The 12,335-nt window shown below is 65.0% G+C and carries 11 protein-coding genes; 6 read left to right on the top strand and 5 right to left on the bottom strand.

Going from position 1 to position 12,335, the window contains the following annotated elements:
* Window positions 1-28 precede the first annotated feature (28 nt).
* Window positions 29-838 carry a ketosteroid isomerase family protein gene (locus B133_RS0105730; protein WP_018599763.1) on the bottom strand — a complete coding sequence of 270 codons (810 nt, stop codon included), beginning with the start codon at window positions 836-838 and terminating at the stop codon, window positions 29-31.
* Window positions 839-915: 77 nt separating this feature from the next.
* Between B133_RS0105730 and B133_RS0105725 the strand changes: the two genes are divergently transcribed.
* The 5 genes from B133_RS0105725 to B133_RS0105700 all read left to right on the top strand — a co-directional run bounded on the left by B133_RS0105725 (window position 916) and on the right by B133_RS0105700 (window position 4,988).
* Complete coding sequence (locus B133_RS0105725; protein ID WP_018599762.1) at window positions 916-1,275, top strand: hypothetical protein; 360 nt, start codon at window positions 916-918, stop codon at window positions 1,273-1,275.
* 98 nt (window positions 1,276-1,373) lie between these two features.
* Window positions 1,374-1,799 (top strand): hypothetical protein, encoded by a 426-nt coding sequence (locus B133_RS0105720; RefSeq protein WP_018599761.1) that lies wholly within the window; start codon window positions 1,374-1,376, stop codon window positions 1,797-1,799.
* A 299-nt stretch (window positions 1,800-2,098) separates the two neighbouring features.
* Window positions 2,099-2,659 carry a hypothetical protein gene (locus B133_RS0105710; RefSeq protein WP_026256015.1) on the top strand — a complete coding sequence of 187 codons (561 nt, stop codon included), beginning with the start codon at window positions 2,099-2,101 and terminating at the stop codon, window positions 2,657-2,659.
* Window positions 2,656-3,984: a peroxidase gene (locus B133_RS0105705; RefSeq protein ID WP_018599758.1), complete on the top strand. Its 1,329-nt coding sequence runs from the start codon at window positions 2,656-2,658 to the stop codon at window positions 3,982-3,984. The genes B133_RS0105710 and B133_RS0105705 overlap by 4 nt, the downstream gene beginning before the upstream one ends.
* The gene (locus tag B133_RS0105700; protein ID WP_018599757.1) at window positions 3,984-4,988 is read left to right on the top strand and encodes a hypothetical protein; all 1,005 of its coding nucleotides are present in this window, start codon (window positions 3,984-3,986) and stop codon (window positions 4,986-4,988) included. The genes B133_RS0105705 and B133_RS0105700 overlap by 1 nt, the downstream gene beginning before the upstream one ends.
* 6 nt (window positions 4,989-4,994) lie before the next feature.
* On the opposite strand, the gene B133_RS0105695 is transcribed toward B133_RS0105700, so the two are convergent.
* Window positions 4,995-6,137 (bottom strand): hypothetical protein, encoded by a 1,143-nt coding sequence (locus B133_RS0105695; RefSeq protein ID WP_018599756.1) that lies wholly within the window; start codon window positions 6,135-6,137, stop codon window positions 4,995-4,997.
* A 397-nt stretch (window positions 6,138-6,534) separates the two neighbouring features.
* Between B133_RS0105695 and aceA the strand changes: the two genes are divergently transcribed.
* Complete coding sequence (gene aceA / locus B133_RS0105685; RefSeq protein WP_026256014.1) at window positions 6,535-8,823, top strand: isocitrate lyase ICL2; 2,289 nt, start codon at window positions 6,535-6,537, stop codon at window positions 8,821-8,823.
* A gap of 8 nt (window positions 8,824-8,831) precedes the next feature.
* Here aceA and B133_RS0105680 read toward each other — a convergent pair whose 3' ends face one another.
* The 3 genes from B133_RS0105680 to B133_RS0105670 form a co-directional block, all read right to left on the bottom strand.
* Window positions 8,832-9,596 (bottom strand): potassium channel family protein, encoded by a 765-nt coding sequence (locus B133_RS0105680; protein ID WP_018599753.1) that lies wholly within the window; start codon window positions 9,594-9,596, stop codon window positions 8,832-8,834.
* Window positions 9,597-9,658: 62 nt separating this feature from the next.
* The gene (locus B133_RS0105675; protein WP_018599752.1) at window positions 9,659-10,978 is read right to left on the bottom strand and encodes an acyltransferase; all 1,320 of its coding nucleotides are present in this window, start codon (window positions 10,976-10,978) and stop codon (window positions 9,659-9,661) included.
* 113 nt (window positions 10,979-11,091) lie between these two features.
* Window positions 11,092-12,261, bottom strand: a complete 1,170-nt coding sequence (locus B133_RS0105670) for an FAD-binding oxidoreductase (protein ID WP_026256013.1) — start codon at window positions 12,259-12,261, stop codon at window positions 11,092-11,094.
* Window positions 12,262-12,335: the final 74 nt, after the last annotated feature.

Raw genomic sequence — 12,335 nt, 5'->3', positions numbered from 1 at the left:
GGACAACCGGGCCGTAAACCATTTCGCCTCATTCAACGAAGCACCGCAATCGGCCGACCGCAAGAGGGTTCGGCGTCAGGTCCGCGATCAGGACGGCCCGGTTCCGCTCGGTTTCCAGTCGAGCGACCACGCTGTACCCCGACGCGACGGGTTTGCACCACGTCGCGCCCGCGCACAGCTCGATCAGCTGTGATACCACCAGTGGTCGGTTCTCCCCGGCGTGCACGGCGACGTCGCCCGCCAGCCTGCGGCGTACGGCCACTTCGTTGCCGACACACAACTCGTCGAGCAGCCGGGTGAACAGCCGCTTTCCCGCCCGGCCCGGACCGCGGAAACCCGCGGCAAACCCGACCACCCCCGCGAATCCTTGATTGCGCAGCAGGGTACCGGCCAACTGGATACCTGCCGGCAGCGCCGCGACACCGGAGCGCAGGAACTGGCCCACCATCGTGGGTAATTCCCAGTACGCCTGCAGCTCCGCGATCCGGAGATCCGGTGTCAGCGCGTAGCGCAGATAGGCCGGGATGCACATGGTCACGGTCCCGGTTTTCTCTGGGTTCCGCTTCGGAGCCATGGTTACCTGCAGCTCCAGATCGCGGATCACCGTGGTGCCGGCGACGACGTCCATGTCGCCGCGGAAGCTGATCTGTCGCGGCCCGATGAAAGTGTCGTAGAACCGCTCGATCTGCTGTGCTCCGAAATGCGGCCGGGAGCCGACGGGATCCTCGATCCGTCCGCCGTCAGCGAACAGGCCAACCCAGCCGGCGCGGTCGCGAGAGCCTGCTGCCTGCAGAGATCGTTGGGCAGCGGCGAGCAGATCAGCGGGTGTGGGAGCCATATGGTTCGTTTAGCATCCTGCCGTTCTCCGGATGCGCGCACACTGGTGTTTGACCGCGGTTGGCTGAGGAGGATGCGATGAGCGGCAACGGACCCTTCGGATTCGATCCCGACGACTTCGACCGCGCCGCCCGCGAGGCGCTGGACGGGATCGGCAAGTTCCTGTCTGGTGGCCGGCCGGGTTGGGCCGACCTGGTCGACGAACTCGGCCGGTTCTCGAAACCCCGGACCGAGCCGGAGACCACGGGCGAGGCGGGCGACGGTGTGTGGGCGATCTACACCGTCGACGACGACGGTGGCGCCCACATCGAGCAGGTGTTTCCCACCGAACTCGACGCGTTGCGCGCCAACAAGACCAACACCGATCCGGCCCGACGAGTCAGATTCCTGCCCTATGGCATCGCGGTAGGTGTGCTCGACGCGGACACCGAGGAGTGACCCGCGGCAAAAGGTGACCGGGTCGCCGTGGCGCCGACTAGGCTGCTGCCCAGGGCCGACGAGGTCGGCCTCTGCGTCGGCGAACCTGGGGGTGAGACATGATTCGCGAACTTCTCGTCGCCGCGGCTGTCGCCGGGGCCACGATGGCAACCGCCCCCTGGGCCGCGGCCGACGACAACAGCAACATGTACTTCGATCAGCCGGGGCACTACGCCACCGACGTTCCCGGCATGAGCTACGACGCGTCCAACGGTGCGCCGTGCTTCAGCTGGGAGACCAACGTCTTTGGGCGTGGTCCTGGCGGCGAGGCCATGCAGTGCCGGTGGATCCCGAACCAGTGGCCCCCGGTCGATACCGGCTTCTGGACCTACGCCTATCCGCTGCAGGGCGTACAGAAGATCGGTTCGCCGTGCCCGGGCCCGCAGACCGCGGCGCAGTCGCCCGACGGCCGGCCGATGCTGTGCCTGGGAGCGCGGGGCTGGCAGCCCGGCGAGCTGACCGGAAACGGTTTCTTCCCGCAGTGAACTAGGCACGTGCGCTCGGCACCGTGTGCGTGATTCAATCCCGCCGGGACCGTGAAATCTCTGATCCTTCGCCGTCAGGCCGCAAGGACGGTGATCAGCGCCATCCTGCCACGCACACGGGCTCAGATGGGCGACGCGGTCAACCCCTCGAACGACCCCGACACAACGTGACAATACGCGATGTCCAACAGTTTCTTAACGTTTCGCTGAATGTCAGCGCACGCTAATTTGACGGTCGCGATAATCAATGGCGCGGACATAATGTTCCGCCACCGTCGGACCGGAGCAGGAGGCCGAATATGACCGGCAAAGAACCAGACTGGAGCAGGCCGGCTGCAATGGCCATTCCCAAAGAAGGGTACTTCGAATTGGAGCGCGGCCGATATGGGCCGCTCTACCCGAAAACGCCTGCTTGCTATGGCTTTTCGATCATCGCCAAGGTCAAGGAAGGTCGTGAGGATGCGGTCCGCGCGTACGGTAAGCAGATCGAGGACGCCGTCGCCGGCAGCCCGGAGGTATTGGCTCCGCTGAGACTCCACTATTTGCGCTGGCAACTATTTGATGTCGGCTCAGGGTTGCATTTCCAGTATCAGGGGATCTTCGACACCGACTTCGACAAATACACAGAGGATGCCGTCGCTTTGTTCAGCGCGACCGGGATCACCACGGTGTTCACCAACCTGGAGGGATTCCCCGAGGATTGGAAAGAAAACCCGGCGGCGTTCGTGAAGTTCGTTCGAGAGCATCAAGTCCCGAGCTTCCTGGAGTACGGCGAGTACCCGTACGTCACGGCCGACGAGATCAAGAAAGCGTTGCGCCTCAAGGCAGCGTTCTCCGACATGCTCGACCAGATGCAATGACCGAGGCGCTCGAACTCGACGATATTCAGCACATTCTGCTGACCCGCACCCCCGCGATCACCGGCCGCTACGAGTTCCTCACGTTCGACACCCCGACGGGCGGCCGGGCGTGGCTGTCGGAGTTACTGGACAAGGTGCAGTCGGCGGCCGACGTCGTGGCCACCATGGATTCCTCGGACCGCTGGGTCACCATCGCGTTCACCTGGACCGGCCTGCGTGCCCTCGGCGTGCCCGAGGATGCGCTGGCCAGTTTCCCCGATGCATTCCGTGAGGGCATGGCTGCCCGCGCGAGCATTCTCGGCGATACCGGCGCCAACGCCCCTGAACACTGGGTTGGTGGCCTGGCCGGCGAGGATCTGCACGCGATCGCGATCCTGTTTTCCCGTACCGACGAGCAGTGCCAGAAATCCATTGCCGAGCATGACAAGCTGCTGGCCCGCACCGACGGGGTACGCAGCCTGTCCTACCTCGACCTCAACGCGACACCGCCGTTCAACTACGCCCACGACCATTTCGGGTTCCGCGACCGGCTCTCGCAACCGGTGATGAAAGGCTCCGGCGAGGAACCGACGCCGGGCTCCGGAGACCCTTTAGAGCCCGGCGAATTCGTCCTGGGCTATCCGGACGAGAACGGCCCCGTCACGCTGCTCCCACCGTCGGAACTCTCGCGCAACGGTAGCTATCTGGCCTATCGAAGACTCGAGGAATACGTGGCGGTATTCCGCGACTACCTGCGCGAGCATTCCGAGACCCCGGAGGGTGAGGACCTACTGGCGGCGAAGTTCATGGGTCGCTGGCGCAGCGGTGCCCCGCTTGTGCTCACCCCAACCTGCGACGATCCCGACTTAGGTGCAGATCCTATGCGCAACAACAACTTCAACTACAAAGAGATGGATCCGTTGGGCTATGCCTGCCCACTGGGCTCGCATGCCCGCAGACTCAATCCGCGCGATACCGCGCACAACATGAACCGGCGGCGAATGATCCGGCGCGGCGCGACCTACGGCCCCGCACTACCCGACGGCGCACCTGACGACGGCATCGATCGGGGCATCGCGGCGTTTATCATCTGCGCAGACTTGGTGCGCCAGTTCGAGTTCGCGCAGAACGTGTGGATCAACGACAAGGCTTTCCACGAACTCGGCAACGAGCACGACCCGATTTGCGGCACCCAGGACGGAACGCTCGACTTCACCGTACCGAAGAGGCCGATTCGCAAGGTGTACAAGGGACTTCCCGCGTTCACCAGACTGCGGGGCGGCGCCTACTTTTTCCTGCCGGGACTGCGGGCCCTGCACCACCTCGCGTCGTTTGAGGAGGCGTGATGAGCACAGCACGGACCTACAATCAGCTGCACCTGCCGCGCAAACCTAACGGGCACAGGCGGATCAGCATCTATTGGACGTGGAGCTATCCGTGGGAAGCCCAACGCGATCCGGCCGAAATGTACAACCGGTTCTCCACCATGACCGAGGTCCGCAACGCACTCTGGCCGGGCTACGAGACCCCGGAGTACGACGCAGCCCATTTCCTGCAGGGCATCGCGGGCACGCTGGAACTCTTCCACCGGTCCACCCTGGCGTTCCAAGAGCTGGCCGGCTCGGTCACCGGCCATCCCGTGGCGGTCTTCCAGCGCATCGACCAGGCCGGCTACAAGCTACCCATCGACGCAGGCGTCCTCGACGACTGCGACACGTTGATGGTGTTCGGTCTCGACCATCTCCTGTCCGAACAGGAAGCCGCCCCCGAAGAGCTCGAGGCGATCAAGCAGTGGCTGCGCCGCGAAGGCACCTGTCTGCTGCTGGCCCCGCACCACGACGTCGGCAACACCGATGATTACGGACGCCGTCAGATCGAGTACCAGCACCACGGCGACCCTTTGGTGCCCCGCCAACAACGGTTCGGTCAGTACACCCGGTCCCTGATGACGGGGCTCGGCGTTCCCGTGCACAACAACTGGGGTCTGCGGCCGGCTGTCGTGGCCGGCACCACGGAGATCGCCCCGTTGTCGGCGCGGCGCGATCTTGACGCCCCGGGCCTACTGGCCAACGTCACCACCTTCAATTTCCACCCACACTTACCGCACTACGAACTCACCGCACCCGAAAGCGACGATCTGCGGATACTGGGCCGTCAGCAAGTCGACCCGCACCGCCCCCACCCGTTCACCGAAGCCGGCAACACCGAGTTCAACGCGCTGATCTGGATGCCGCCAGCCGGTGATCGCGCGGGTGACATCGTGCTCGTCGACTCCACCAATTTCACGACATTGTTCGGCGGTACCGACAGCCTGAAGAACTTCTGGAACAACCTCGCGACGATGGGCTGACGGCCGCTACGGCAGGGCAGCGAAAAGATCGAACGGGTTTGCGGGCACGCTCGGCTCTTGTGCAGCGGGCGCCTGAGCCGGAGTTGCGGAAGCGACGGTGGCTGCCGCCGGTGAAGCCTGCGAGACAGTCGGTGTGGGCGAGGTCTCGAGGGCGCTCGAGGCCGGCGTCACTGCATCGGCCGGACCCGGCAGAGCCGGCTCAGACAGATTCTGGGCCGCGTGGGTGGTCGCCCCTGCGGCTGTCTCTGCCGCGGGCGGCATGGCCTGCTCTGCCGCGGGCGGCATGACCTGCTCTGCCGCGGGCGGCATGACCTGCTCTGCCGCGGGCGGCATGACCTGCTCTGCCGCAGGTGGCATGGCCTGGCTCGGCGACTCAGCGGCAGGAACCTCCGGAATCACTTCGCGGCGCAGCACGTCCACCGGTTTGGCAGCCGCGGACACCGGTTTCTCGGGCACCTCGGCGGACGCAGTCCACGGTGTGACCGGTCTCTCGATCTCGCGGCGGCTGGCGAGTGTGGCCACTTGCTTGGCGGGCTGGACATCCCGGGCGTGCACGGCGACCGTCGGCGGTGTCAGGCGCGGAATCGCCGCCGTCACGATCTCCGGAGAACCGGCCGCGGTCAGGGGGGCCGGTGCGGTCACGCGCTCGGTGTCGCCCACCATGAACAGGACACTTGCGACGATAACTCCGATGAAGACGGCTGCGGTGCTGGCGCCGCCGACCCACCACTTCTCGATGCGGCCGCGCGCGCATAGCTTGACCGCCGCTGGCATCCCTGGCGGCACGGTGTCCGTCACGACGGCGTGTGCGGCGTCGTGTGCAGCGGAGGATTCGGCACGGACGAGCGCTGACGGGACGATGCGGACATCGTGGAATCCCATGGACTTCAGCGATGCGATCAGCTTGTCGGCCTTCGCGACGATGTCGTCCTCGCCGGTGACACCGACCGAGCGCACCTCGTGACCGCTGGATGCCGCGATCGCCTGGGCGCCGCGGGCCGCTGAGACGGCACGTCCGACCAGCTCGTCACCATCGTCGACCGGGAACGCGTCGTCATCGAGGACGGCGTGGTCGGTTGCCTCACAGCCGGCGAGTAGGACCCAGCTGACGTCCGTGGACGTCAGCGCCAGTCCGAGTACCGTCTTCACCCGCAGACCCCAATTCCTATCGTCGTACGGCGCCGCGCAAGAGCATATTTTGCTTCGCTCCCGACGGCATCTCATCGAAAATGCCCAAATTCCTAATTTGTTGCTTCTATCGGCGCCGCCGAACCGGGTGTTACCAGCACCGTTGATCATGTTTGCAAACCTCGTTTCGGGGCATCGTTAAGCCGGTGATCACAAAGAATTCATCCATCAGGACAACCTTGGCGGCGGCGAGGACGTGTGGAATGCGGCCGGGGCTGCGCAGGGCCGGGTTCGCGGACATCATGCTGGTGAATTTCGCCGATTTCGCATGTGGCAGAGACGGCAAACCGGGTTTCGCTGCCGCTCGTCACCCGCAATGATGGATGACAGACCCGAGTTCGACGAGGAGCAGAGACTCATGTCCACGATCGAAACCAACGCGTCCACCTGCATCCCGTTCGACCAGGATGTGGCCGCGACGCAAGCGTATTTCGACAGTCCGCGCTTCGACGGCATCATCCGGCTGTACTCGGCCCGCCAAGTGGCTGAGCAGCGCGGCACGATACCGTCCGACTATCCGGTGGCACGCGAGGCTGCGGCCGCGTTCTATCCGCATCTGCGAGAGTTGTTCGCCCAGAAAAAGAGCATCACCACGTTCGGGCCGTACTCACCGGGCCAGGCGGTGGTGATGAAGCGGATGGGTATCGGCGGTATCTATCTGGGCGGGTGGGCTACGTCGGCCAAAGGGTCCATCAGCGAAGATCCAGGACCTGATCTGGCCAGCTACCCGCTGAGTCAGGTGCCTGACGAGGCAGCGGGGCTGGTCCGGGCGCTGCTCACGGCCGACCGCAACCAACAGTATCTGCGGCTGAAGATGACCCCCGAGCAGCGCAGTACAACGCCCGCTTATGACTACCGACCGTTCATCATCGCCGACGCTGACACCGGGCACGGTGGTGATCCCCATGTGCGTAACCTGATCCGCCGTTTCGTCGAGGCCGGCGTGCCCGGGTACCACATCGAGGATCAGCGGCCCGGCACGAAGAAGTGCGGTCATCAAGGCGGCAAGGTTCTGGTCCCGTCGGATGAGCAGATCAAGCGGCTCAACACCGCCCGGTTCCAGCTCGACATCATGCGGGTGCCCGGCATCATCGTCGCGCGCACCGACGCCGAGGCGGCGAACCTGATTGACAGCCGCGCCGACGAACGTGATCAGCCCTTCCTGTTGGGCGCCACAAACCTCAAGATCCCGTCGTACAGGTCCTGTTTCCTGGCGATGATGCGACGGTTCTACACCCTCGGTGTCACCGAGCTCAAAGGCCATCTGCTCTATGCCCTCCCCGAAGGCGAGTACGCCACCGCCGAAGCATGGCTCGAGCACCACGGCATCATGGACCTGGTTGCCGGGGCAGCCGCATCGTGGCAGCAAAGCCCCGATCAGTCCGTCGACACCCTGTTCGACGGCGTGGAATCGCGGTTTGTCGAAGCCTGGCAGGACGATGCCGGGCTGCAAACCTACGCGGACGCGGTCGCCGAGTTGCTCGAGTTCCGTGCGCGGGAGGGCGAGCAGTCCGCCATGACCGCGGCGGACTGGCGCAAGTTCGCTAAGAATGCGTCGCTGTACGCCGCTCGCGAGAAGGCCAAGGAGTTGGGCGTCGACGTGGGCTGGGACCCCGAGCGGGTCAAGACGCCGGAGGGTTACTACCAGATCCGCGGCGGCATCCCGTATGCCATCGCCAAGTCACTGGCTGCCGCGCCGTTCGCCGACATCCTGTGGATGGAGACCAAAACCGCCGACCTCGACGACGCCCGCGAATTCGCCACAGCCGTCCACGCGGTGTACCCCGACAAGATGCTGGCCTACAACCTGTCCCCGTCGTTCAACTGGGACACCACAGGCATGACCGACGACGAGATGCGCCGGTTCCCTGAGGAACTCGGCAAGATGGGCTTCGTCTTCAACTTTATGACCTACGGCGGGCACCAGATCGACGGTGTGGCCGCCGAGGAGTTCGCCACCGCACTTCGGCAGGACGGCATGCTGGCGCTGGCCCGGTTGCAGCGCAAGATGCGTCTCGTCGAATCTCCTTATCGCACACCGCAGACCCTCGTCGGCGGCCCTCGCAGCGATGCTGCGCTGGCAGCCTCGTCTGGGCGTACGGCCACCACCAAGGCCATGGGCAAGGGGTCTACGCAGCATCAGCACCTGGTACAGACCGAGGTGCCCAAGAAGCTGCTCGAAGACTGGCTGAAGTTGTGGAGCGACCACTACCAACTCGGCGAGAAACTCACCGTGCAGCTACGGCCACGGCGGGCGGGCTCCGACGTCCTGGAGCTCGGCATCTACGGCGACAGCGACCGGAAGCTCGCCGATGTGGTGGTGGACCCGATCAAGGACCGGCACGGGCGCAACATCCTCACGGTGCGCGATCAGAACACCTACGCCGAGAAGCTGCGGAAGAAGCGCCTGATGGATCTGATCCACCTGTGGCTGATCCACCGGTTCAAGCCCGAGATCGTCTACTACGTGACGCCCACCGAGGACAACATCTATCAGACCGAGAAAATGAAAGCGCACGGCATCTTCAGCGATGTGTACCAGGAGGTCGGCGAGATCATCGTCGCCGATGTGAACAAGCCACGCATAGCCGAACTGCTCGCTCCCGACCGCGAAGCCTTGGGTCGGCTGATCCGCAAGGAGGACTGAGCGCCGCATCAGTCATCGCGGGTGTCACAACCGACGAGTCCGCTGTCGGTGCGTCCGTTCAGATGCCCCAGTTCGGCACGCAATGCCAGGATTTCCGCGCGGAGATCCTCGATGTGCGCTGCGGTGATCGCCTGGCCCGTGGTGTCCTCCTCGGCGACGCGCTGCACGATCCAGGATGCGATCGTGGCGGTGATGGATCCGACCAGGCTGATGCCGCCGACCATCAGCAACGCGGCGATGACACGCCCCGTCATGGTGACGGGATACTCGTCGCCGTAGCCGACGGTAGTGATGGTCGTGATAGACCACCACAATGCGCGGCCGAAGCTGTTGATGCTTGCGCTTGGGTTGTTTCGCTCGGCCTGCAGGACTGCCAGCGATGCGACATACACCAGCAGCACCGCGCCTGCGACCGTGTACAGCACGACTCGTCCGCGGATGGCATTGCCGACTGCCTTTTGCAACACGGCGATCAGGAGCACCAGACGCACCAGGCGCAGCGGCCGAATGAGCGGGAGCACCACGATCGCGAGGTCGAGCAGGTGCCGGTAGAACCATGTCCATCGGTGCGGAGCCAGCCACAATCGGACGGCATAGTCGACGGCGAACGCACCCCAACACAGTGCCGTCAGCAGGTGCACCACCTGCGCGGCGACACCGTGCGGCTGTTCGAGAACCTCGACCGAATACCCGATCAGGAACGCCAGGGCGACCACCGCGAGCGGCCATTCGCCGCGCTGTTCCCAACGGTCCAGCGGTGCATGTGCAGTCACACCGGAGAGTGTGCGGGATGGCCCTGAGCCGGTCCAGAGAGGCATCCGCATTGTTGTGGTCGTCAGTGAGCGTTAACGTCTTTGGCAACGGCGGCCGGGCCCGCGCATACCCTGGCGGCCAACACCGCAACCAGGAAACCGCCCAATGCCGTCCAACCGACAACCCCGCTGAGCCCATTGTTGGCCATCACCACCATTTCGGCGCCGGCCAGCCAGACCAGCACGCCCGTGGCGATCGAGCGGATACCAGTGGGATGCACCCGCGCATCCCACCACGGCAAGGGCCGGTGCTCCAGTGGCGACAGCAGCCGGAACACCACCGCCATGACGACGGCGAACACCGCGGCCCGCAACGCGAGCCTGCCCCAGAAACCCGGTGAGTGCGGGTCGAAGGCGTCAAGACCGAACGCATGCAGGGTGAATGCGGCGACGGCGATGGCCGGGATGTGCCACAGATAGAGCGTCATCGCTCCCCCGTTGCCGACCGCGACAACCCGCCACACCCGCGGGCGGGCCGCCCATCGCCTGATGGCTCCGGCCGTCGCCAAGAACAGACACGACATCCACGTGCAGTGCAGCGCGAGCAGCAACGTCGGGGGCGACACGTTCGACACCCGCTCGTTTCCCGTGACGACCAGAGATACGTCGTATGGGCCGTACACCGCCAGCAGGACCTGCACGATGAACGCCGCTGCCGCGGCGACCACGGCCGCCCGCACACTGGTCAGGCCACGCGCGTAGACAACACCGATGACCATCGGGATCAGCCAGACGATGAGGAGATTGGCGGTGCCGGCCGCCGGATCGCCGACAGCGAACCGCACCCCGTCCATCGCGGCCGCAGCAACCATCAGCGCAATCACCACAGCGGTGGCAGCTGCGCGGCTCGGCAGCCGTGTCAGCACGGGCACAAACGCCAGCGCCATCAGGTAGACACCCAAAAACCACAGCAGCGCAACGCATTCCCGCCCGAGCGCTCGCGCGGAATCGGCTCCCATCGTCACCTGCACCGCGATCAGGGCTAGCGTCCACACCGCGAGGTACCAGAACACCGGCCGGCACAGCCGCTGCGCGCGGGTAAACAGCCACGCACCCCACGAGCCGTTCGGATGCCAGCTGTAGGCCCCGGCTGCCCCACCCGCGAGGAAGAACAGCGGCATGACCTGCAGAACCCAGGTAGCGGGTGCCAGCACTGGCAGGGCTCCGAGAATGTTGCCGATCTCCACGCCACCGGCATCGATGGTGGCCAGGAGCAGGGCGCAGTGTCCGAACACGACCACGAGCAGGGCGCCCAGCCGGGCCACGTCGACGGCGCGGTCGCGGTTCGGTTTGGTGGCGCGCGCGACGGCGGCCGCCGATGGCACGACCTCAGAGTCAGGCATGTCTACAGTCTGCCGATGCGTGATGGACCGCCGAAGAGTACTTGTACCTGTGTTTCGGCCGGTCTCCTGTACACCGCGACGACGCTGGTCCTACCGGCTCGCGTAGGCGGTGTCTAGACGATGTTGGTTTCCGCAGGGCTGGTAACAGCGTCGGCGTTGGCGAAGCGGTCGAGGGTGAATCTGCTGATGTCGTAGCGGGGCGTCCTGCCGTGGTAGAGGTCGCGGACGATCTCGCCGGTGGCCGGTCCCATCAGGAAGCCATGCCCGGAATAGCCTGTGGCGATCAGCAATCCCTCGACCTCACCTGGACGGTCGATGATCTGATTGCAGTCCGGGGTCACCTCGTAGAGCCCCGCCCATCCGGTACGGATGCCGTAATCGAGCACCGCCGGCGCGCACCGCGCCGCGATCTGACCGACTCCCATCAACCAGTCGTCGAGCTCGAACTTCAGATTGAAACCGGGCTCCTGGCGCGGATCAGACCAGCCCAACAGCAAACCGGCACCCTCGGGATGAAAGTAGAAACTGGAGGGAAAATCGATGGTCAACGACGGTGAGCGGGCCGGCAGCTCGGCCACCGGCTCGGTGAACGCGATCTGACGACGCACTGGCGTGACCGGAATCTCAACACCGATCATGTCGCCGATAACACCCGACCAGGCCCCTGCGGCGCACACCACGGTTCTGGTCGCGATGACACCCCCACTGGTGACCACCCCGGTGATCGAGTCCGCCCGCCGAGTGATGTCGAGAACCTCGCAATGCCGCACGATCCGCGTACCGTGCTGGCGCGCGGCCGTCGCATACCCCATCACCACCGCCTCCGGAGTTGCCTTGCCGTCCCGCGGCGACCAGCACGCTCCCACCAGGTCGTCGGAGCGGATCAGCGGTGAAATCCGTTTCGCCTCATCGGGATCGACGATCACACTAGGTACCCCATGTCGATTGTGCACTGCGACCTGCTCGGTGAAGTTGTCCAAGCTTTCCCGATCCGACAATAGGTACAAGTACCCGTCGCGACGAAAGTCGATGTCCTGGCCGTACAACTCACCGAACCGCGCGTAGACCTCCAGGCCCCGAAGCCCGATCGCGATATTTGCCGGATCGCTAAACGTTGCGCGCACACCCCCGGCTGCCCTGCACGTCGACCCACTGGCCAACTCGCCCCGCTCGACCAAAACCACATCACCCACGCCGGAAGCCGCCAGATGACAGGCAATGCTGGTACCGATCACACCGCCACCGATCACGACAACGGAGGCCTGTGGGGGAACAGTTTTCATGCGGTGCACCTCAAATTTCTTCCTGGCTCCCAGTTACGGCAACGCTCCCGTGGCCAAGCGATGTCGAACCGCAC

The organism is Mycobacterium sp. 155 (genome assembly GCF_000373905.1).
Lineage (GTDB): Bacteria > Actinomycetota > Actinomycetes > Mycobacteriales > Mycobacteriaceae > Mycobacterium.
This window is presented reverse-complemented; position numbering and strand designations above follow the sequence as displayed.